Genomic DNA, 20220 nt, shown 5'->3' with positions numbered 1-20220 from the left:
TTGTACCTTTCAGTACAGACTGTACCGATAGGTACAGGAGCTGTCCAGGGTCGCGCCGGAACCACGTCACGGCCGCTGCCCCCGCCGCGATGGCGACGGCAGCGGCCGAGCGTGAAACCTAGTGCGTCTCGGCGAGTTCCGCGCCGATACCGGTCTCGGCTCGAACCAGCATCTCGGCGAACTTCTCGTCTCGATCCATCGAACGTCCGTGAAAGCGTTCGCCGGCGAGTGAGCCGATCACAGCGGCGGCCAACCCGAGCGGCATCGTGATGATCACCGGCAACTGAATGGTCAGCGGCGCCGGACCACTACCGAGCCAGAGCGCCTCCGTGAACATCAGGCTGACCACGGTGGATGCCAATCCGACCGAGATGCCCCACACGGCGCCTGTGCTGTTGAACCGCCGCCAGTTGAGGCTGAGCAGCAGGCTGGGCAGGTGCGCACTGCCGGCGACCATGAAGGCCATACCCATGAAGTAGGTGATATTTGTAGTGTCGCCGATCGCCATCGTCAGTCCGATCGCGACGACGCTGAACGCGACCGCCGCATACCGGGCGATCTTCGCCTCGCGGGCATCCGCAGTCTCCGTGCCGGCGTCGGCCGACTTCCGGCGGGTGAGGGTGGGCCACACGTCGTGGGCGAACGTTCCCGCAGCCGAGATCACGACGCCCGCGACGACGGCGACGATGCTCGCGAACGCGACGGCAGCCACCATGGCCAGCGCTATCGAACCACCGATGGTGCCGACGCCTCCGCCCAGTTCCGTGACCAGCGTGGGTGCCGCGAGATTGCCGCCGGCGCCGACACGATCCGCCCCGTCGGGACCGAGAAGCGCGGCGGTGCCGAAGCCCATGACGATGACGATCAGATAGAAGATGCTGCACAGTGCGACGGTCCAGCCCAGCGACTTCCGGGCCGTCGCGGCCTCGGGGACGGTGAAGAAGCGAATCAGGATGTGTGCCATACCGGCCGTGCCGAGCGCGAACGCCAGGGAGTACGAGATCAGGTTGATCGCACCGGTCTGCCCGAAGATCAGACCCGGCGAGAGGATCGCGTCTCCGGCTGCCGCGTTCGAGGTTGCCGCCCCGAGCATGCCGGGCACGCTGAAGCCGAACTTCGCGAGGATCCCGAGGCACACCACGATCGCCAGGATCGACAGGATGGACGACTTGATCACCTGAACCCACGTGGTCGCCAGCATTCCGCCGACGAAGACGTAGATGCCCATGAGTGATCCGGCCACCACGACGGAGAGCCCGAACGGGATCCCCGAGACGGACTCGAGCAGGACACCCGCCGCCACGAGCTGGGCGAGCAGCACGAACGTGCCGGTGACGATGGTGCTGAGCGCAACCACCACCCGGACGCGTCGTGCGCCGGTCCGGAACACCAGAACATCCGCGAGCGTGAACTTTCCGACGTTCCGCATCTTCTCGGCGAGGAGGAAGAGGACGGGGAGGAAGGAGACCACGGACGTGCACAGAATGACGGCGCCGTCGACGCCCTTGTAGAAGATCAAGCCGGTGGTGCCCAGGAAGCTACCGGCGGAAATGAATTCGCCGGCGATCGCGAAACCGTTCTGCCAGCCGGTGATCGAGCGTCCCGCAGCGAAGAACCCGGTGGCGCTCCGGCTTCGGCGCGATGCGGCGAAGGTCACCCACAGCGTGAGTGAGATGACGGCAGCGCAGATGCCGATGGCGAGGAAATCGGCGTCGCCGGTCATGAGGCAACCTCCTGATCACGTTGCGCGATGGCCCGGACTGCGGCATCGGCTGCGGGTTGGATATAGGTTCGGGAAAGCCGGAAGTACGCGTACACGAGCACCCAGGTGCCGGCGAACTGGGAGAAGACCACCCACAGCGACAGCGGAATGCCGAACGCCGAGTTGTCGCCGAGGAATTCGGGGAAGAACGCGAATCCGACGAGAAAGCCTGAGAACAGTGCGATCGCGATCAGGCCGAGTCCGGCAGTGACCGCCCGGCGTCGACGCCGCAGTTCGACGAACTCCGGCAACACGAGAATCGGTGACCAGACTGCTGCGCTCGCCGCGGTGGCGGGGGACTCGGTGGTCACGCGTTCACCGCCGCACGTCGCGCCGAGTCGAGCGCGAACTGGTTCTCGTCCCAGCCCTCCGCGAGCGGACCGAAGTAGTGGAAGCGCACCTGCTTGACGCGGTACAACCAACGGCCGTCGACTTTGACGGCCTCGTCCGTGTAGCGGCCGGCGGCGATGGAGGCGTTGCCGTCGGACACGCAGGGCTGCCACAGGAACGAGCGGACGGTGGCGCGATCGCCGTCGAGGTCGATTTCCAGGTTGGTGATGAAGTGCCAGAACGCGGTGAGCCCGCCGGGGGCGAGGCCGGCGAAGAACGCCCGCATCTCGCTCTTGCCGTTCGGGTTGGACAGCCCGTCGAATTCGCCGTCGTCGGTGAACAGATCCATCAGGGCGTCCCAGTTGCCGTCGTCGAGATGGCGGCAGTACTGCGCGTCGAGGTACCGGATGGCCTCCAGGTCTTCGAGGCGGCGGATTCGTTCTTCGAGGGTGCTCAAGGTGGCATACCTCCACGGTGTGAGGAGCGGAATGCGCGAACCGGCAATTAACAACCGTTCACGTGATCTGGACCATAACCGACGCGCTACCGTCGGTCAACACCGTGCGCCGTTCGCCCCGTTCGACGTGCGTGAAGCATGGTGAGCTGCATTTTCTGCCGGGTGTATTGCCCGCGCTGTGCGCGGCCCCTACCCTCCGAGGGATGAACACTCGGTCAAGCGGTGCGGTGATTCCCTCCGTCCGGCAGCGGATCCTGGACGCGGCGCTGGAGGAGTTCTATACCGCCGGCTTTCATGCGGCGACCATGCGCACCATCGCCAAACGCGCGGGCTGCAGTGCCGCCAACGTGTACAACCACTTCGAGAACAAGGACGAGCTCCTGGTCGAGATTCTGCGGTCCGCCAGTGACGAGCAGTTCACCGCCACCCGGACCGCTCTGCGGAAGGCGGGGTCCGCGCCGGCGGAGCAGTGGACGGCCGCGGTGGTCGCGCATTCGCTGTACACCGCCCGTAACCAGCAAGCCTGCCTGGTGGCGAATACCGAGCTGCGGTACCTCGACGAGGTGGACCGTAAACGGGTCGTGGGCTCGCGCGACGCGCAGGAGCACCTGTTCGTCACCATCGCGGAGGCGGGTGTGGCCGGCGGTGACTTCTACGTCCCCCATGTTCACCAGGCGGTGACCGCGGTGCTCACCATGTGCGCGGGAATCGCGCTCTGGTACCGCCCGGACGGACCGTTGTCCGCGCAGGCGGTCGCGGACTCATATGGCGTTTATGCGCTCAACCTGGTCGGATACCGTCCCGCCTGACTCGGGGAGATTCGGCATTGACGGTGCGTTCCCGTCCGTGCTCTACTGGGTGAACAAGCGTTAATGTGATCCCGGGTGTGGAACCGCGAGTTCCCCCGAGTCACGCGCCCCGTAGTTCGAGTGGATGAGGAGTGTCCATGACTCACCGGCCGTCACAGCCGCGTACCGACTCGCCGCGGTATCTGACCGAGGACCGGGTGGCGATCCGCGACCTGGCACGCGATTTCGCGATGAAGCAGGTGCTCCCGATCGCCAACGAACTCGACCCGGTGCAGGGCACCATCCCTGACACGTTGAAGAAGGCGATGGCCGAGGTCGGGTTCTTCGGGATCATGATCCCCGAGGAGCACGGCGGTCTCGGTCTCGGAGTGTTCGAGTACTGCCTGGTCGCCGAGGAGTTGTCCCGGGCGTGGATGAGCGTGTCGGGGCTGCTGGCCCGCGGCAACGGGATGGGCGGCGGGTTCACCCCGGAGCAGGAGGCGGCGTTGCTGCCGAAGGTCGCCCGCGGTGAATACCTCGGTGCGTACGCCCTGTCGGAGGCCGAGGCCGGATCCGATGTGGCGAACATTTCCTGCCGCGCCACCCGCGACGGCGACGACTGGGTGATCAGCGGCACCAAGATGTGGTGTACGTACGCCGACGAGGCCGACTACCTGGTGCTGTTCGCGCGCACCGACCCGAACAAGGATCCGGCGAAACCGCACCGGGGGATCAGCGCGTTCCTGATCGAGAAGCAGCGCGGCGGGTTCCCGGTGGGGATCAGTGGGACGAAGATCCGCAAGATCGGGTATTTCGGGTGGAGTACGTGGGAGCTCTCGTTCGACAATTTCCGGGTGCCCGCGACGGCCATGCTCGGTGAGGAGGGCAAGGGCTTCTACCTGGCGGTGTCCGGTCTCGAGGTGGGGCGGGCGCATACCGCGGCCCGGGCGATCGGTCTGGCGCGGGGCGCGTTGGAGGATTCGATCGCGTACCTGCACACCCGCCGGCAGTTCGGCCACGAGTTGGCCGATTTCCAGCATCTGCGGTTCAAGATCGCGAAGATGGCCGCCGACATCGAGGCCGCCCGGCAATTGATGTATTCGGTGGCCACCGATATCGACACCGGCCGGCGGTGTTCGCTGGAGGCGTCGATGTGCAAGCTGGTGGCGACGGAGATGGCCGAACGGGTGACCAGTGAGGCGGTGCAGATTCACGGCGGCGCCGGGTACACCACCGACTTCCAGGTCGAGCGGCACTGGCGCGATGCGCGGCTGACGAAGATCTTCGAGGGCACCAGCGAGATCCAGATGCGGATCATCTCCGACGAACTGCTGGGGAGGGCGGGCGAATGAGCACACTCACCACAAGTATCGCCGTCGGCGATCGCACTGTGAGCGACGCCCGGCGCGTCTCCGAACTCGGACTGTCGCTGCCGGAGGCGTCGCTGACGGGAATCGTCGTAGCGGGAGTACTTGCTCCGGCGACGACGTCCGGTGCCACACGCACCGGGCTGCAATGGAATTCGCAGTTCGCGGTGACGGGTGCCGACGTCGTCCACGTCGAGTCCGTCGTGACGCGCGTCGAACAGTCCGAGACCGGAGCCGTGTTCGATCGTCACGTGCGGCTCGTCGACGAGGCCGGGTCGATTCGCGAGGAGGGAATCGAGACGTGGCGTTCGCCCGAACCGTCCGCCGTTCGATTCGATCCCGCTGTCGATTTCTGCACGCCCGCCTGGGGAGAGCGTCTCCGCGACTCACTCTCCACCGATACGGCCTTCGCGTCCTCGTTGTCGACTTGGGACGGCACCGTGGGGCTGCGTTGCACCGACTCCTCGGGCCGGGCCCGCGAACTGCAGCTGCGGATCTACCGCGGACGCATCATCGACGTCGCCCGCCGCGTCCCGGGTGGGGCAACGTTCACGCTCATCGCCCCGGCCGTCACCTGGGTCGACCTCGTGTTCGCCGAACGGAACGAATTCATGCGCCGCGCCATCAGTGGTGAATTCTCCTCCAGCGGTGACGGGTACGAGTACCTGCGCCTCACCAAACCACTCGACATCATCATCGCCCATGCCCGCGGAAGGGAGGCCCGGCCATGATCGAGGCCCGATACCTGGAGATCGACGGAGCGCTCGGCTTCGTCGAGATCATCACCCCCGACAATCAGCCGGCCACCGAGGCGCCCACCGTTCTGTGCCTGCACACCGCAGGCCAGAGCGGAGTCCAGTGGCGGCACGTCGCGTCCGAACTGGCAGACCGGGGCTACCGGGTGATCGTCCCCGACCTTCCGGGGCACGGACGCTCCGAGCCCGCGGTCGACGGTCCCGTCACCAGCATTGTCGCCTTCGGAGACTGGCTCGGGAAGGTCCTCGATGCGCTCGCCGTCGAAAGACCCTTCGTCGTCGGGTGTTCCATCGGTGGCAAACTGACACTCGAGCTCGCCACGCGGTCGTCGAGGCCGCTGGCCGGAGCGATTGCGATGGCAGCGGAGGCCGGTCCCGGTCGCGTCAACGTAGGAGGGTTGCGCCGCGAACTCGAGGATGTCGCCGGGCCGAGCCGTGCCGACCGCACCTACCTGGGCACGCTCGCCTCCGTCGGACATGCCGTGCCCGAGGCGAAAGCGCACCTGATCGCCACGATGCACAAGCGTGAGGACCCGGAGATCTCGTCGTCCGACCTGATCGGCTGGGGCACGCACGACGTGCGCGACCGGATCGCCGAGATCACCTGTCCTCTCAGGCTCGTCGCCGGAGCGCAGGACCCGTGGATCGACGCCGGACGCGTCGAGCAGTCCGTGTCGGCGCTCGACGCCGCCCGTCCCGGACTTGCGTCGTTCACCCTGCTCGAGGGCATCGGCCACTACCCCATGGAGGAGATCGACGACTTCGCCTCGGTGGCGGACGAGTGGTTGACCGAACTGCGTGCGGCGGTGGTGCTCTCGTGACGGCGCACGATACGGCGACGCGTCGTGACACACTCGCCTCGCTGCTCGACGAACTCGTGACCGCCGACCCGGGTGCCGCCGCCACCCTCGACGTCGTCGAGGGCGAGCCGGTCGTCACCAGCCGCGCCGAACTTCGTGCCCGCGTCGACGCGCTGAAGTCGGAACTTCTGCGGGTAGGCGTCCGGCGCGGGCAGTGTGTGGCCGTCCTGCTGCCGAACTGGTCGGACGCGATCGTCTGGCAACTTGCCGCGTCCGCTGTGGGTGCACACGTCATCGGCGTCAACACCCGCTACAACACGCACGAGATCGCACACATCCTCACCTCGGCGCGTCCGGCGGTGGTGGCCGTGGCCGGCCACTTCCACGGTCTCGACCTGTTCGGCCGACTCGAAGAGGCACAGCACTCCCTCGACCTCCCGGCACCGGCAGTCGCCGTCGTGTGCGGACCTCGAACGGCGAGTGCCGCTCCCGACCCGGCGCGATTCGACCTCGGCGGCGGTGCCTGGGCAGCGGGCAGCGCGGACACCGGAACCGTCCAGGTGCCGGGGACACCCGACATGGCAACCGTCACGGCTGCCGGCGAGCGGGCCGACCCGGACGACGTGCTCGCAGTCGCGTTCACGACGTCCGGATCCACCGGTGTTCCCAAACTCGCGGCCCACCGCGAATCGGCGGTGGTCCGGCACGCGCGCGCCGACGCCGTCGTTCTCGCCGTCGAACCGGGCGACGTCACCCTGTGCGTCCTGCCGGTGTCCGGGGTATTCGGATACTCCACTGCTCTGGCCACTCTCGCGGGCGGCGGAACGTTGCTGATGGAACCCGTCTTCGACGCCGCGGCCACGCTGGCCCGCATGGAATCGGCGAAGGTGACCCACGTCGTCGGCGGTGACGATCTCTTCACCCGGCTCCACGACACGTGGCACGCGGGTAACCGCGCCGACCTGTCGTCGTTGAAGCGCCTCGGGATCGCCGACTTCCTCGGCCGGTCACACGAGGTGGCCGCGTGGGTGCGCGACGAATTCGACGCCGTCACCACGGGCGTCTTCGGGTCGTCCGAGGTGTTCGCCCTGATGCTGCTGTGGGATGCCGCGGACCCGGAATCCCTGCGCTGGAACGGCGGTGGGCGTCCGGTCGAAGCCGGTATCGAGGTTCGCATCGTCGACCCGCTCGACGACTCCCTCCTTTCGGACGGTGAGCAGGGTGAGCTCCAGGTGCGGGGACCGAACGTCGTCGACGCCTACCTCGGCAATCCGGATGCGGCGGGTCGGGCGTTCACGAGGGACGGGTGGTTCCGCAGCGGCGACCTGGCCGTCGCGACCGGCGACGGCGGCTATACGTACGTGTGCCGGATGGGGGACGTGCTCCGGTTACGCGGATTCCTGGTGGACCCCGCCGAGATCGAGCACCGGCTGGCCGAACACGATGCCGTCCACCTGACGAAGGTCGTGGGCATCACCGGCTCCGGCGGATACACCGAGGCGGTGGCGTTCGTCGTCCCCACCGACGGTGCGTCGGCAGACGCAGCCGAGCTCAAGGCCTGGTGCGCAGAGTCGCTGGCGGCGTTCAAGGTTCCCGCAGCGGTGCACGTGATCGAGGAAATGCCGACCACCGTGGGCGGCAACGGAGCCAAGATCCGAGCGGTCGAACTGCGTGAATGGGCGCAGCGCTGGACCGATCACGAAAGGGATTTCCGCAGTGCCTGAAAATACGAATGCCCAGGCGGACGATGTCGTCGTCTGCGAGCCCCTGCGCACCCCCGTCGGCCGATACGGCGGACAGTTCAAGGACGTGCCCGCCGCCGACCTCGGCGCTCGGGTGGTGTCCGAACTGCTCGCACGGACGAAGGTCGATCCGGGCCGCGTCGACGACGTGATCTTCGGTCAGTGCTACCCGAACGGTGAGGCGCCTGCCATCGGCCGCGTCGTGGCCCTGGACGCGGGAATGCCGGTGACGGTTCCCGGTCAGCAACTCGACCGTCGTTGCGGATCCGGTCTGCAGGCGGTGCTCGACGCGGCGATGCGGGTGCAGACGGGGATCGCCGAACTGGTGATCGCCGGCGGCGTGGAATCGATGAGCCGCGCCGAGTACTACACCGAGTCGATGCGCTGGGGAGCCAAAGGTGCGCCGGCAGTGCTCCACGACCGGCTCGCCCGCGGCCGCGTCACCGCAGGCGGACGCAATTATCCGGTGCCGGGCGGCATGCTCGAGACGGCGGAGAACCTGCGCCGCAAGTACGACATCAGCCGCCTGGAACAGGACGAGCTCGCGGTGAGTTCCCACCAGCGGGCGGTTGCCGCGATCGACTCGGGAAAGTTCGCCGAGGAGATCGTTCCGGTGGAAGTTCCCGTCCGCAAGGGTGATCCGCAGGTCGTCGACCGGGACGAGCACCCCCGAGCCGGCACGACAATCGAGTCGCTCGCTCGGTTGCGACCCATCATGGGCGGCACCGACCCCGACGCGACCGTCACCGCCGGCAACGCCAGCGGACAGAACGACGGTGCGGCAGCATGCCTCGTCACCACCCGGGCGCAGGCTGAGCGTCTGGGGCTCCGGCCTCTCGCGCGCCTGGTCACCTGGGCGGTCGCGGGGGTGGAGCCGTCCGAGATGGGTATCGGACCGGTGCCGTCCACCGAACGGGCCCTGAAACGCGCCGGGCTGACCCTCGCCGACATCGACCTCATCGAACTGAACGAGGCCTTTGCGGCGCAGGCGCTGGCAGTCACGCGCGAATGGAATTTCGGTGCACAGGATTTCGACCGCACCAATGTCAACGGCTCGGGAATCTCGCTCGGGCACCCCGTCGGCGCGACGGGAGTGCGGATCCTCACCACACTGCTGCGCGAGATGGACCGTCGCGGAGCCCGTTACGGCCTCGAGACGATGTGCATCGGCGGCGGCCAGGGACTGACCGCGATCTTCGAAAGGGTCTGACCACTCAGCTGTCGAGAGCCTGAATCCAGTCGGTGAGCGCCCGCACAACCTGTGCGGGCGCTTCCGGCATGAGCGCATGGCTCGCGTTCGGGATGACGGTCACGGTGACCAACTCGCCGAACCGATCCCGCAACTCGTTCGCCGTCTCACGCGGACGGAACGGATCGAGAGCGGACTGCAGGTCCAGGATCGGCTGGTGCGCGACCTCCCACCACTCGTCCTTGGGTGTGGCGGCCGAGGCGGCGAGCTGCCGCTTCGACACCTCCGGATACCAGCCGGTCAGCCACTCGGCTGGATCGTTGCCGGGGGCGAAGAATCCGGTCTGCAGGTAGCCGATCCGCTCCACCTCGGGCAGTGAGGAATCGGAGCATTTCACCGCCAGCGCCGTCAGCGCGGCCGGGTAGTTGCGGGCACCCGCCGCAGCCACGACGACGCCGCGCACCAAGTCGGGCCTGTCGGCGGCGAGCATCCGGGCGACGTAGTGCCCGAAGGCATGACCGAGAACGACGGCCGCACCGTTGTCCTGTTCCTCGATCACCGCTCCGACGTCGGCGGCCAGGTCGTGCAACGTGATGTCCTCCAGCGGTCCGGTGCTCCGGCCGATGCCACGCGGCTGGGGGCGGCACACCCGGAAACCGTTCTGCGCGAGTCCCGTCGCGACGTCGTCGTAGTCGTACGACTCGCGGCCGAGGGAAGGCAGCAGGATCACCGACGGACCGCTGCCCTCGACGACCACCTCGATCACGGCCGTCGCGGTGTGCACGAACTCCGTCGTCCGCGCCGGTGATGTGCTCGGCATGATGTTTCCTCCACAAACGTCGATCCCCCGGGCGACACGAACTTTCGCGTCGCCCGGGGGAGGGTGGGTGTCTCAGTCCGCGGCGGGATCGAGCGCGAAGTCGTAGCTGACAACCTTACGCCCGGCGTCGTCGAGCTGCGGATCGAGAAGGAGTTCGGGTTTGGTTGCGGTGGCGACGTCGTCGTCGATCCAGTCGCCGCCGGCGAAGTACAGTTGGGTGATGATCGGCTGCTTGCCCGGGGACGTCACCCGCAGGTGCAGGTGCGCCGGCCGCCACGGGTGCCAGCCGGCGCCATTGATGAACTGACCGGTCGGGCCGTCGGTCGGGATCTGGTACGGGGCAGGTTCGATGGTGGTGATCTCGTACCGGCCCTCGGGGTCGGTGACGATGGTCCCGCGCAGGTTCCATTCCGGCAGGTGCGGGGCGAACTGCGAGTAGTAGCCCTCGTCGTCGGCGTGCCACAACTCGATGATCGCCCCGCCGAGGCCGGCCCCGTCGAGGTCGGTGACTTCGCCCCGGAGGACGAGCGCGGGGTGCGCCCGGTCCTCCTCGCGCATCGGCAGGGAGCACCGTGCCGGGAGTTCCGGTGCGCCGGGCACGTAGTACGGTCCCTCGATGCTGCCCTTGGTGCCCCGGAACCTGGTGGAGTTGACCTCCTCGATGTCGTGTTCGACGAACACGTCGAGCAGCAGCGGCCACTCGCCGCCCTCCCCGACCTCGATCAGCCACTGCTTGAGGACCCGGTACTCGGGGTAGGTGACGGCGTGCTTGTGGATCAGGGCGCTGAGCCCGGCGAGCACTTCGGTGGCGATCGCCGACAGCCGTTCCGGGGAGGTGTCGGCGGTGAATCGGGCACCCTTGAACTTGTCGGTGGCGGCGTTGCCGGAGCCGACTGCGGTGGGACTGTCGATGGTGGTCATGACGTTCTCCTGATGCTGGGAGTTAGCTGCGGCCGAAGTAGGACACGTCGTCGTTGCCGATCAGGTCGGGGACCGTCCACCCGTCCAGGTCGTACTCGGCCAGGCACTGCTCGGCCAGGCCCTTCATCGAGCTGACCGTGCCCCGGTTCTCGGCGAACATCAGCAGTTCCGCCTTCACGCCCTCGTGGTTGCCGGCGTAGTTGCGTTCGTACAGTTCGTGGCGGCCACCGAACTCGCTGCCGATCGAATCCCACAGCGCCTTCATGATCTTCACCCGCTCGACTGCCGTCATGCCCTCGGAGCCGCGGACGTACTTGTCCAGGTACGGGCGGACGTCGGGGCTCTTGAAGTCGGCGGACGAGGACGGCAGGTAGATCAGCCCGGACGCGACGTCCTGTTCGATGATCTCCTTGATCCGCGGGTAGCCCTGCTGCATGAACATCCGGTACGTCAGCCCGTATTCGAGCTTCGGGATGACGGTGTCACCCACCCACGGTTCCGGGTCGCGGACCATCGATTCGGTCAACGACCAGAACAGGTTCCGCCAGCCGATGACCTCACCGACGCGGGTCTGCACCCCGCGGAACCCACCCGCCCCGGTGGCGTCGAGGGCCTTCATCAGCAGCCCGGCGATGAAGTCCAGTTTCACCGCCAGGCGGGTGCACCCTTGCAGGGTGAAGCGGGGCAGGAACCCGGACTGGGGGAAGAATGCGTTGATCTTGTCCACGTCGCCGTACATGAACACGTTCTCCCACGGCACCAGCACCTTGTCGAAGACGAAGATGGTGTCGTTCTCGTCCATCCGCGAGGACAGCGGGTAGTCGAACGGGGAGCCCATGACTGCGGCCTGCTGGGTGTAGGAGGTGCGGCAGATCAGCTTCACGCCCGGTGCGTCCATCGGGACGGTGCAGATCAGTGCGAATTGCTTCTTCTTGATCGGCAGCCCGTAGTGGGCGATGAAGTTGTAGTTGGTGATGGCCGAGCCGGTGGCCACGACCTTCGCACCGGAGACGATCAGGCCGGCGTCGGTTTCCTTCTCCACCTTCATGAACACGTCCCCCACCTCGTCCGGCGGGAGCTGCCGGTCGACGGGTGGGTTGATGATCGCGTGGTTCCAGTACAGAACCTTCTCCTGCGATTCCTTGTACCAGCGTTCGGCGTTGTCCTGGAAGGGCGAATACAGTTCCTTGTTCGCGTGCAGGGTGCCGAGGAAGGATGCCTTGTAATCGGGGGACCGGCCCATCCAGCCGTACGTCATCCGCGCCCAGGTGGCGATCGCGTCACGATCCTTCAGCAGATCGTCGGAGTTCTTCGGCGCCCGGAAGAACGGCATCGTCACACCCCCGCTGCCGGTGTCCGTCGGGGTGGTCAGGGTGTCGACGTGCTCGCCGGTGTGCATCGCGTCGTAGAGGCGGGCGGTCATCCGGATCGGGTTACGGAACGCCGGATGCGTCGTGACATCCTTGACACGCTCGCCGTGCAGGTAGATCTCGCGATCGTCGCGCAGCGACTCTATGTATTCGTCACCGGTCATCGGACGGGTGGCGAAGTTCGCGGTCCGGTTCGCCTCACAGTCCGCGGCGACATTGACCTTGGTGCGGTCGACGTCGGCATCGGGGGCAGCTTCGGTGGTGGTCATGGTGTTCCCTTTCGGTCAGGATTACGAGGCAGCCTGGGCGAGCTGCAGGTGGAGCGGTGTGAACGACGCGGCGGCGTCGAACCATCCGCTGTGGGGGTCGTCGAGGCAGCCGTTCCACGCCGTGGTGCCCGACGTGGCACCCAGATCGTGGAAGGTGCTGCGGTAGAACAACAGTGGGTCCCTGCTTGCGTCGACGGACGCATCGACGATCTCGCCGATGAAGATGATGTGGTCACCGCCGTCGTAGGAAGCCCAGGGCGAGCACGTGAGCGTCGCCGCGTTGCCGGACAGTGCGGGAGCGATGCCTGAGGAGTCCCACACCGGTTCCGTCCGTTGCGGTTTGCCGGCGAAATGCATGGCCGTGTCGAGCTGATCGGCGGCCAGAATGTTCACCGCGAACGGTGCATCACCGAGGTAGCTGCATGCCTTCGATTTACGGGTCAACGTCACCTGGCACAGCCGCGGCTCGATCGAGACGGCGGTGAAGGCGGTGACGGTCGCGCCGTGCGGCTCGCCGGCGGCATTGGCGCACGTGATCACGGTGACGCCACTGGCGAACTGGCCGAAAATGTTACGCAGAGTGCGCTGGTCCATTTCTCCTGACCGCCTTTCTGCACGATTCGTGCGATAACCCCTGCGATTGGGGACCTGAACAACGTATGACGGCCGTCACAGTCCGTCGATCCGCATTGCGAAGGCGGGATCCGGAACGCGAAACGGGTTTGCCGGACAGGGGTCGGACCCCCTTGCAGTGACGTGAGTCACAGGCGATGCTAGGGTCGGGAGTTGCCCATGCGCGGTCGTGGCGCGAGGTGAGAGGTCTGGACGTACGCATGCGAGGACAGCTGGAAGGTCCCGGTTTCACCGACTGGGACGAGGTTCACGAGGTGGTCGCGGACGCGTACTTCCCTCACGAACTGCGTCCGCTGTCGCGGGACACCGCGGCGCGGTCTTCGCTGGAGTCCTCCCAGATGGGCGCGTCCAGGCTCGCCCGGATCGGTTTCGGGGCGCCCGTGTCGATCGAGTCCGACCATCCCGGTGCATACGGCATCAACATCCCCCTGGCCGGCCGCATCGTCTCCGTCACCGGCGGGACGGAAGTGACCTCGACGCCGGGGCTGGCCACCATCTGCCCGCCCGACACCCGGACCGTCATCACCAACTGGAGCAGTTCCTGCGAGATCATCGGTTTCAAGGTGGACCGGGACTACCTGCAGCGCGAAATGGACCGCGTGCTCGCACGGCCCGGGCAGGAGTTGCCGCGGCAACTCGACCTACGCACCGGCGCCGGCGCCGACTGGCTGAGGTTCGTCCGCTCCGTCGCCGACCAGGCGTTGCGCGACAGCGTTCTCCTGCACAGCGATCAGGTGTCGCAACAACTGTGTGGAGCGTTGACCACCGCGCTCGTGCTCACCGCGATGCCGGACGACGACACGGGTGCCGCGGGAATCCGGCCGCGCATCGTCAAGCGGGTCATCGACGCGATCCAGCAGGACCCGGCCCACCCGTGGAGTGCGGGGGAGATGGCCGAACTCGTCGGCGTGAGTGTTCGGCGCATGCAGCAGGGGTTCCGTGAATACGTGGGCATGACACCGATGGAGTACCTCGTCGACGTGCGCCTCGAGCGTGTCCACGCAGAACTCACCGGAAGCGGTTCCTGCGCAACTATTTCCGAAGTCGCGACACGCTGGGGCATCATGCACACCGGCAGATTCGCCGCCGCCTACCGCCGGAAGTACGGCGTGACGCCGTCCGAGTCACTCCGCGATCGCGGGCTCTGATCGGTTCGGTGAGAGGTCGGAGTTCGCGTCCGAAACTTGTCGGACCCCCGCGATAGTATTCGCACATGAGTTCGGCTGGGGGGTCGGTGGGTAGCCGGGTGGCGGAGTATCTGTCGATGTTCGCTGCCGCGGTCGACGGGCTGCTCGATTCCGGGCTGGCGAGTTGTCGGACACTGAGCTCGTCGAGGTGATGTGCGGAATGGAACAGTCCCTTCGTCGTGCGGAGGTGATCTCACACCGATTGGTCGTGGAAGGCGTCGAACGCTCGGTCCCGGCGAGTCTGGGGTATACCTCGCCGAAGAAACTCCTGATCGACGTGCTGCGGATCTCGGGCGCGGACGCGTTCGCTCGGGTCACCGCAGCCCGTGAGCTCAGGGTGTGGCACACCCTGGCCGGCGAACCGATGCCACCCGTCTTGCCGGAAACCGCTGCGGCACAGGCCGACGGCGACATCGGCGCGGATCATGTGCGGGCGATCGCGAAGGTGATGCGCTAAATTCCCCACGCCGTCGACAACGACGCGGTGGCCGACGCCGAGGCCGTACTGGCCACGTTGGCGCGAAGCGGTACCCCGGAGGATGTGGAGCAGGCGGGGCATCGGCTGCTGGCATATCTCAATCCGGACGGGAACCTCGGCGACGACCGCGACCGGAAACGCCGGCGGGGCATTTCGATCGGCCGTCAGGACACCGAACTGATGTCGAGAATCTCCGGTGAACTCGACCCTGTCGCGCGGGCGATGCTCGATCCGATGCTCGCAAAATGGGCGCGGCCCGGAATGAACAACCCGGACGATCCCGACTCACCGGCAGGCGACGGCGAGAACCCGGCGATCGATCGTGACGTGCTGGCGGCCGCGGCCGCACGCGATACCCGCACCGCAGCGCAGCGCAATCACGACGCGTTCAGCGCGGTATTCCGGGCGCTGCTCGAGTCGGGGGTGCTCGGGCGGCACCGGGGTCTACCGGCCACAGTGATCGTGACGATGACTCTCGAGCAGTTGGAGCAGGCGGTAGGGGGTCTTGCCACGACGGCCACCGGTGGGCTGCTCCCGATCGAGGACGCATTAGCACTGGCCGAGGACGCACATCCGGTGCTCGCACTGTTCGACCATGCGGGTCGTCCACTGCACCTGGGGCGGCGGCGCCGTCTGGCCAGCGCCGATCAGCGGCTCGCTCTGATCGCCTCGGACGGGGGTTGCACTCGGCCGGGGTGTTCGGCGCCGGCGAGTCTGTGTGCGGTGCACCATGTCACGGATTGGCGCAAAGGTGGGCACACCGACATCGAGGGTTTGGCACTGGTCTGCGACGGCTGCCACGCTCAGATCAACGACGGTCCGGCTGGGTGGGCGACGAGGTCCGCGCCCCACCATTCCGCATACGCGGGCCGGACCGAATGGATCCCGCCACCACACATCGACCCCACCCGAAGACCGCGCATCAACCACCGACACCACCCCGGTGAGTTGATCGAGCATGCGCGGCGGCAGCTCACCCACAGTCCACCAGCAGGTGCCGGGGGCCTCGCAGCACCGGGTTGGGCCGGTAGGGCGGCGGGTCCTCGACGAGGCGCGGATTGGGGAGGCGGCGGATGAGTTCGGCGAGCGCCATCTGCCCCTCGAGGCGGGCGAGGGGTGCGCCGAAGCAACTGTGGATGCCGCTGCCCAGACCCACGTGCTGGTTGTCCGCGCGGTCGGGGACGAACTTGTCGGCGTCGACGAAGCGTTCGGGGTCGCGATTCGCCGACGCCAACGCGAGGACGAGGGGTGAACCCTTCGGGACGGTGACACCGCCGATTTCGATGTCCACGATCGGCGTTCGCTGGCCCAGGAGATGCACGGGCGGTTCGAAGCGGAGCAATTCCTCCACAGCCTGCGGCATCAACTCCGGTTCGGCGCGAAGACGTTCGAGAACGTCGGGATTACGCAACAGCGTCAGCATGCCGTTGGTGATGAGGTTGACGGTGGTCTCGTGCCCGGCGATGAACAGCAGGATGGAGTTGGTGACCAACTCGACGGTGTTCAACTGACCGTCCGGCCCCGAATCGTTGGCAAGCCCCGACAACATGTCGTCACCGGGATCGCGGCGACGGTCCTCGATGAGACCGGCCATGAACATGGCCATCTCCATCTGCGCCTTCTGCGCCACCTTCACCTGCTCGTTGTCGGCGCCGGCACGCCGAGGGTCGATGGCTGCCACCAACGCATCGGCCCAGGCGTGGAACCGGGGTTCCTCCTCATGGGGCACCCCGAGCAGTCGGCAGATCACGGTGACGGGGAAGGGGTACGCGAAGTCGTCGACGATGTCGATGCGCTCCTTACCGTCCAGCCCGTCGACCAGCTTCGTGACGAGTGCGGCGAGTTCGCCACGCATGGAGTCGATTCGGTCGGGGCTGTGCGGCGGACCGAACTGTCGCGTCGTCAGTCTGCGCAGTCGATCGTGCTCGGGCGGGTCGAGTTTGAGGAAGGACTCCGGCCCGTCGCCGGCACGATCCGCTCCGGGGAGGCCGGGCCCACGGTTGTGCAGGTCGGAGCTGATCCTCGGGTCGTGCAGGAGCGCCTTCACGTCGTAGTACCGTCCGACGAGGAAAGAACCGTTGTCCTGCGGCGCCACCCGAGTCTCACGAAGTTCCTCGTACAGCGGATACGGATTCGGCCGGCTCGCCTGGTCGGTGATCCGCTGGAACAGCTGCGCACGCGACATGGACACTCTCCCTGTTACTTCGGTAACGAGACGAACTCGACGCGACGTTCTGTGGGCAGATGGCCGGTCACCGCGACGGTGGGTCCGTGGCTGAGAACGGCCGGGTCCGGCAACTCCGACGCACGCACCTCGAACGGTTCCGCCCGGTCCATGACGTCGAAGTCGGGGGGAAACGCCGCGGCAGACTCGATCAGTCCCCGGTAGAAGTCGAGCCACTTACCCTGATTGAACGCCACAGCGGCCGTGACGCGTCCGCGGAAGCCGTATGCCGCCACGAAACGCCGGTCGGCGACGGACCCCTGCGTGATCACCACCTGATCGGAGTAGGTGGGGATGCCCACGGACTTGATGTTGACGCCGAACTGGCTGGACCAGAACGCCGGAATCTCGAGGTGCGGCCGCCGGCGGAGACCGTCGTGGATCATGTTGTGCGCCGCCACCTCGGCCTGGCCGATCGCGTTTCCCCAGTGCTCCAATGCCAGCAGCTGGTAGTCGTAGAGCGGATGTGGTTGCCGCGCAACGTCACCGGCGACGAACACGTTGTCGGTGACGATGCCGTTGATGTCGAACGCCCGGCACCCGGCGTCGCACGTGACTCCGCGGGGCCCGGCGGCGAGACCGGAGCCGAACATCCAGTCGGTGTTGCGGATACTGCCCTGCGCGACGATCGCCACGTCGACGTCGAGTGTGGTCCCGTCCGACAGATGCGCACGGCACAGTTGCCCGTCGCCGTCCCCGTCGAGCCCGGTCACTGTGACCCCGGTGCGCAGGTCGACGCCGTGCTCACGTTGCATGTCGGCCGCGACCGCTGCCACCACTCCGCCGAGCGCACCGACCAGCGGTGCCGGCCCGCGCTCGGTGACAGTGACGGACAGCCCGCGCTCCCGGCACACCGACGCGATCTCCGAGCCGGTGAACCCTGCCCCGATCACCAGGACATGACTCGGTCCGGTAGACAGTCGCTCGTTCAGCCGGCGGGAGTCGTCGCAGGTTCGGATGGTGAAGACGCCGTCGAGTGCGGCCTCGGACGAATTCGACCACGGCCTGGCGCGGACGCCGGTCGCGATCAGCACCTTGTCGAACTCGACGGTGTCGCCGTCGCTGAGAACCACCCGGTTGTTCTCCAGATCGAGACCGGTGGCCCGCACACCGAGCCGCCACTGCGCGTCGAGGTCCGGGCGGAAGGGCAGCGCCGCGTGGTCGGGCGGCATGATTCCGAGGAGCACGGCCTTCGACAGCGGGGGCCTGTCGTACGGCTCGTAGGGTTCGTCGCCGATCAGGGTGAGGGAACCGTCGAAGCCTTGCCCCCGCAGTGCCTCCGCGGCGCGCAGGCCCGCGAGCGACGCACCGACGATGACGATCCGCACGTCACTGCCCATCGCGGCGGTCGGGGATGTCGGTGGTGATGGCATGCACCGGGCAGGCGGCGGCGGCTTGCGCCACGTGGTCGCGTTCGTCGTCGGTGGGGCCCGCGTCGTAGAGAAGAGCCTCTTCTCCGTGCAGGGTGAAGACGTCGGGTGCGAGGAACACGCATTGCGCGTAACCCTGGCACCGATTGAGGTCGACGACGAGTTTCACGTCAATCATCCCGATTCTGAACAGTTCTGGTCACACGGGTCCACAGGGACTGCGCGGCGCACGGCCGTCCGATCGCGTCGGGCGGAGACCTCCACCCGGAAACCAGTATTGCGGAATGGACGGACGGTTCGGTTTCGATCCGCTGTTCTGGAGCCATTCAGAAATGTGGCGCCGCCCGCCCCTACCGACGGGTAGAACCCCGGAGTAGTAACGAGAGTTACAAGTATCTTGCCGGAATTCGTATCCTGCTGTCGAGAAACAACTTTCGGACACGGTCTCGATTCGGCGACACGGACGTCCGGATCGTGATGTGATGTGGTGACAAGAGACCGGCAACGCCCAGTGGCGACACCTCAGAGGCGGAATATTGACGATCGAAGCTCACCGCGACACCCGCGCGACACGGCACCTGTCCGCTTTGGACGCTGCCATCCAGATCCTGATTACCGCGCGCGGAAGCTCGTACAGCGCGGACCAGGCCTTCGACGAACTGCTCGATTCCTCCATGCGGCATCAGGTCGATGTCGGGGATCTCGCGGAAGCCCTCGCCGATCTCGCCGACGGAATGCACCCCGACGCCGACGACCATCGACGCGCACGGGACGTGGCCACCCGGGAATGGGGAGCCCTCCTGCCCGGTGACACCGGCTAACCGGCGCAGTCGATACAGGTCTGCGCGGCAGGTAGCGCGTCGAGTCGCACATCGGCGATCGGCAGACCGCACCGAATGCAGAGGCCGTACGTCCCAGTGTCGAGTCGCTGCTGCGCCGCCGTCAGGTCCTCGACCTCGCGCTTCGCGTCGGCCAGCAGTGCCGACACCTGGGCCCGTTCGAAGGCGATGGTCGAGCCCTCGGGGTCGTGTTCGTCGTCGTCCGTGGTGAATTCCGACCCCTCCACAATTGCAGTGAAACGGCCGGTCAGCGAGGCGATGCGGCGTTCTGCGTCGGCGCGTTCCTCGGCGATTCGGGTGCGGTGTTGCAGCAAGTTCATGCCTGGATCAACATCGACGAGGGCCCGGTGCTTCCCCGGTAATCCGCTCGATCGATCCGGGACTTTCTGTCAGGCTTCCCGGCATGGCACGCACATTCGAGGAGTTGGTGGCCGAGGCGGAATCCGTGTCGGTGGACGGCTGGGATTTCTCCTGGCTGGACGGCCGGGCCACCGAACAGCGGCCGTCGTGGCGGTATCAGCGCCTGATGGGTGAACGTCTCGCGCGCGCGAACGCCGCTCTGGACATCCAGACCGGGGGAGGGGAGGTCCTCGCCGGTGCAATGACGATGCCTCCCGTGATGGTGGCGACGGAATCGTGGCCGCCGAACGTCGCGACGGCGCTGCTGCATCCGCTCGGTGCTGTCGTGGTGGCCGACGCGGACGAACCGCCGCTGCCGTTCGCCGACGGCGCCTTCGACCTGGTGACGAGCAGGCACCCCGCCACGGTGTGGTGGGACGAAATCGCCCGCGTCCTGCGACCCGGAGGCACGTACTTCTCGCAGCACGTCGGGCATGCGAGTGTCTTCGAACTCGTCGAGTACTTCCTGGGGCCGCAACCCACTCGACCCGCTTCCTCATCGAGGCCCGCAAACGCGGCT

At 67.0% G+C, this 20220-nt stretch carries 21 protein-coding genes and 2 pseudogenes; 12 read left to right on the top strand and 11 right to left on the bottom strand.

Features of this window, described 5'->3' with window-relative positions; genetic code table 11:
* Positions 1 to 118: 118 nt before the first annotated feature.
* The 3 genes from PSR88_RS12745 to PSR88_RS12735 are packed head-to-tail and all read right to left on the bottom strand — an operon-like array spanning position 119 to position 2549.
* A complete protein-coding gene (locus tag PSR88_RS12745) occupies positions 119 to 1723 on the bottom strand; it encodes a cation acetate symporter (protein WP_016882550.1) in 1605 nt (534 codons plus the stop codon).
* Positions 1720 to 2073 (bottom strand): DUF485 domain-containing protein, encoded by a 354-nt coding sequence (locus PSR88_RS12740; protein ID WP_009475213.1) that lies wholly within the window; start codon positions 2071 to 2073, stop codon positions 1720 to 1722. The genes PSR88_RS12745 and PSR88_RS12740 overlap by 4 nt, the downstream gene beginning before the upstream one ends.
* Positions 2070 to 2549 carry a nuclear transport factor 2 family protein gene (locus PSR88_RS12735; protein ID WP_016882551.1) on the bottom strand — a complete coding sequence of 160 codons (480 nt, stop codon included), beginning with the start codon at positions 2547 to 2549 and terminating at the stop codon, positions 2070 to 2072. The genes PSR88_RS12740 and PSR88_RS12735 overlap by 4 nt, the downstream gene beginning before the upstream one ends.
* A 203-nt stretch (positions 2550 to 2752) precedes the next feature.
* Between PSR88_RS12735 and PSR88_RS12730 the strand changes: the two genes are divergently transcribed.
* The 6 genes from PSR88_RS12730 (at position 2753) to PSR88_RS12705 (ending at position 9211) form a co-directional block, all read left to right on the top strand.
* Entirely contained in the window at positions 2753 to 3358 is a 606-nt protein-coding gene (locus PSR88_RS12730) for a TetR/AcrR family transcriptional regulator (protein WP_011595245.1), read from the top strand.
* Positions 3359 to 3495: 137 nt separating this feature from the next.
* Complete coding sequence (locus PSR88_RS12725) at positions 3496 to 4689, top strand: acyl-CoA dehydrogenase family protein (protein ID WP_016882552.1); 1194 nt, start codon at positions 3496 to 3498, stop codon at positions 4687 to 4689.
* Complete coding sequence (locus PSR88_RS12720; RefSeq protein ID WP_009475208.1) at positions 4686 to 5435, top strand: hypothetical protein; 750 nt, start codon at positions 4686 to 4688, stop codon at positions 5433 to 5435. Before PSR88_RS12725 ends, PSR88_RS12720 begins: the two co-directional genes overlap by 4 nt.
* Positions 5432 to 6280, top strand: coding sequence for an alpha/beta fold hydrolase (locus tag PSR88_RS12715; protein ID WP_011595243.1), 849 nt, complete (start codon positions 5432 to 5434; stop codon positions 6278 to 6280). Before PSR88_RS12720 ends, PSR88_RS12715 begins: the two co-directional genes overlap by 4 nt.
* Positions 6277 to 7983 (top strand): AMP-binding protein, encoded by a 1707-nt coding sequence (locus PSR88_RS12710; RefSeq protein WP_011595242.1) that lies wholly within the window; start codon positions 6277 to 6279, stop codon positions 7981 to 7983. The genes PSR88_RS12715 and PSR88_RS12710 overlap by 4 nt, the downstream gene beginning before the upstream one ends.
* The gene (locus PSR88_RS12705; RefSeq protein ID WP_011595241.1) at positions 7976 to 9211 is read left to right on the top strand and encodes an acetyl-CoA C-acetyltransferase; all 1236 of its coding nucleotides are present in this window, start codon (positions 7976 to 7978) and stop codon (positions 9209 to 9211) included. The genes PSR88_RS12710 and PSR88_RS12705 overlap by 8 nt, the downstream gene beginning before the upstream one ends.
* Positions 9212 to 9215: 4 nt before the next feature.
* Here PSR88_RS12705 and PSR88_RS12700 read toward each other — a convergent pair whose 3' ends face one another.
* From PSR88_RS12700 to PSR88_RS12685, 4 genes are all read right to left on the bottom strand, one after another.
* Positions 9216 to 10010: an alpha/beta fold hydrolase gene (locus PSR88_RS12700; protein WP_016882553.1), complete on the bottom strand. Its 795-nt coding sequence runs from the start codon at positions 10008 to 10010 to the stop codon at positions 9216 to 9218.
* Positions 10011 to 10082: 72 nt separating this feature from the next.
* The gene (catA, locus tag PSR88_RS12695; RefSeq protein ID WP_016882554.1) at positions 10083 to 10931 is read right to left on the bottom strand and encodes a catechol 1,2-dioxygenase; all 849 of its coding nucleotides are present in this window, start codon (positions 10929 to 10931) and stop codon (positions 10083 to 10085) included.
* A gap of 22 nt (positions 10932 to 10953) precedes the next feature.
* Entirely contained in the window at positions 10954 to 12570 is a 1617-nt protein-coding gene (locus PSR88_RS12690) for a 4-hydroxyphenylacetate 3-hydroxylase family protein (protein ID WP_011595238.1), read from the bottom strand.
* A 21-nt stretch (positions 12571 to 12591) separates the two neighbouring features.
* Positions 12592 to 13164 (bottom strand): flavin reductase family protein, encoded by a 573-nt coding sequence (locus PSR88_RS12685; protein ID WP_011595237.1) that lies wholly within the window; start codon positions 13162 to 13164, stop codon positions 12592 to 12594.
* A gap of 239 nt (positions 13165 to 13403) precedes the next feature.
* On the opposite strand from PSR88_RS12685, the gene PSR88_RS12680 reads away from it, so the two are divergent.
* From PSR88_RS12680 to PSR88_RS12665, 4 genes and pseudogenes are all read left to right on the top strand, one after another.
* A complete protein-coding gene (locus tag PSR88_RS12680) occupies positions 13404 to 14351 on the top strand; it encodes an AraC family transcriptional regulator (RefSeq protein ID WP_011595236.1) in 948 nt (315 codons plus the stop codon).
* A gap of 65 nt (positions 14352 to 14416) precedes the next feature.
* Positions 14417 to 14542, top strand: coding sequence for a hypothetical protein (locus PSR88_RS12675; protein WP_272943400.1), 126 nt, complete (start codon positions 14417 to 14419; stop codon positions 14540 to 14542).
* Positions 14542 to 15483, top strand: a pseudogene (locus PSR88_RS12670) (DUF222 domain-containing protein); the annotation flags it as partial. The gene PSR88_RS12675 and the pseudogene PSR88_RS12670, both read left to right, overlap by 1 nt.
* A gap of 108 nt (positions 15484 to 15591) precedes the next feature.
* A complete protein-coding gene (locus PSR88_RS12665; protein ID WP_237724082.1) occupies positions 15592 to 15945 on the top strand; it encodes an HNH endonuclease in 354 nt (117 codons plus the stop codon).
* On the opposite strand, the gene PSR88_RS12660 is transcribed toward PSR88_RS12665, so the two are convergent.
* The 3 genes from PSR88_RS12660 to PSR88_RS12650 are packed head-to-tail and all read right to left on the bottom strand — an operon-like array spanning position 15842 to position 18640.
* Positions 15842 to 17053, bottom strand: a complete 1212-nt coding sequence (locus tag PSR88_RS12660; protein WP_011595234.1) for a cytochrome P450 — start codon at positions 17051 to 17053, stop codon at positions 15842 to 15844. The genes PSR88_RS12665 and PSR88_RS12660 overlap by 104 nt on opposite strands.
* Before the next feature lie 14 nt (positions 17054 to 17067).
* Entirely contained in the window at positions 17068 to 18432 is a 1365-nt protein-coding gene (locus PSR88_RS12655; protein ID WP_016882557.1) for an NAD(P)/FAD-dependent oxidoreductase, read from the bottom strand.
* On the bottom strand, positions 18422 to 18640 hold the full coding sequence (locus PSR88_RS12650) for a ferredoxin (protein WP_011595232.1): 219 nt from the start codon (positions 18638 to 18640) through the stop codon (positions 18422 to 18424). Before PSR88_RS12650 ends, PSR88_RS12655 begins: the two co-directional genes overlap by 11 nt.
* 358 nt (positions 18641 to 18998) lie before the next feature.
* On the opposite strand from PSR88_RS12650, the gene PSR88_RS12645 reads away from it, so the two are divergent.
* Positions 18999 to 19283, top strand: coding sequence for an ANTAR domain-containing protein (locus tag PSR88_RS12645; RefSeq protein ID WP_011595231.1), 285 nt, complete (start codon positions 18999 to 19001; stop codon positions 19281 to 19283).
* Here the strand turns inward: PSR88_RS12645 and PSR88_RS12640 are convergent.
* The gene (locus tag PSR88_RS12640; RefSeq protein WP_016882558.1) at positions 19280 to 19621 is read right to left on the bottom strand and encodes a TraR/DksA family transcriptional regulator; all 342 of its coding nucleotides are present in this window, start codon (positions 19619 to 19621) and stop codon (positions 19280 to 19282) included. The two genes, PSR88_RS12645 and PSR88_RS12640, sit on opposite strands and share 4 nt — an antisense overlap.
* An 83-nt stretch (positions 19622 to 19704) precedes the next feature.
* Between PSR88_RS12640 and PSR88_RS12635 the strand changes: the two are divergent.
* A pseudogene (locus PSR88_RS12635) lies at positions 19705 to 20187 on the top strand (class I SAM-dependent methyltransferase); the annotation flags it as partial.
* Positions 20188 to 20220 lie beyond the last annotated feature (33 nt).

The sequence above is a fragment of the Rhodococcus sp. DK176 genome, assembly GCF_038447315.2.
GTDB classification, from domain to species: Bacteria; Actinomycetota; Actinomycetes; order Mycobacteriales; family Mycobacteriaceae; genus Rhodococcus_F; species Rhodococcus_F jostii_A.
Note: the sequence above shows the minus strand (reverse complement) of the source record. Positions and strands in the feature narration are given on the sequence as shown.

Bases quoted from the DNA above. Each gene is read 5' to 3' on its own strand.
- PSR88_RS12745 (WP_016882550.1), bottom strand. From the start codon at position 1,723: ATGACCGGCGACGCCGATTTCCTCGCCATCGGCATCTGCGCTGCCGTC.
- catA (WP_016882554.1), bottom strand. From the start codon at position 10,931: ATGACCACCATCGACAGTCCCACCGCAGTCGGCTCCGGCAACGCCGCC.
- PSR88_RS12715 (WP_011595243.1), top strand. From the start codon at position 5,432: ATGATCGAGGCCCGATACCTGGAGATCGACGGAGCGCTCGGCTTCGTC.
- PSR88_RS12640 (WP_016882558.1), bottom strand. From the start codon at position 19,621: ATGAACTTGCTGCAACACCGCACCCGAATCGCCGAGGAACGCGCCGAC.
- PSR88_RS12675 (WP_272943400.1), top strand. From the start codon at position 14,417: ATGAGTTCGGCTGGGGGGTCGGTGGGTAGCCGGGTGGCGGAGTATCTG.
- PSR88_RS12680 (WP_011595236.1), top strand. From the start codon at position 13,404: ATGCGAGGACAGCTGGAAGGTCCCGGTTTCACCGACTGGGACGAGGTT.
- PSR88_RS12700 (WP_016882553.1), bottom strand. From the start codon at position 10,010: ATGCCGAGCACATCACCGGCGCGGACGACGGAGTTCGTGCACACCGCG.
- PSR88_RS12720 (WP_009475208.1), top strand. From the start codon at position 4,686: ATGAGCACACTCACCACAAGTATCGCCGTCGGCGATCGCACTGTGAGC.
- PSR88_RS12725 (WP_016882552.1), top strand. From the start codon at position 3,496: ATGACTCACCGGCCGTCACAGCCGCGTACCGACTCGCCGCGGTATCTG.
- PSR88_RS12650 (WP_011595232.1), bottom strand. From the start codon at position 18,640: ATGATTGACGTGAAACTCGTCGTCGACCTCAATCGGTGCCAGGGTTAC.
- PSR88_RS12655 (WP_016882557.1), bottom strand. From the start codon at position 18,432: ATGGGCAGTGACGTGCGGATCGTCATCGTCGGTGCGTCGCTCGCGGGC.
- PSR88_RS12690 (WP_011595238.1), bottom strand. From the start codon at position 12,570: ATGACCACCACCGAAGCTGCCCCCGATGCCGACGTCGACCGCACCAAG.
- PSR88_RS12730 (WP_011595245.1), top strand. From the start codon at position 2,753: ATGAACACTCGGTCAAGCGGTGCGGTGATTCCCTCCGTCCGGCAGCGG.
- PSR88_RS12685 (WP_011595237.1), bottom strand. From the start codon at position 13,164: ATGGACCAGCGCACTCTGCGTAACATTTTCGGCCAGTTCGCCAGTGGC.
- PSR88_RS12660 (WP_011595234.1), bottom strand. From the start codon at position 17,053: ATGTCGCGTGCGCAGCTGTTCCAGCGGATCACCGACCAGGCGAGCCGG.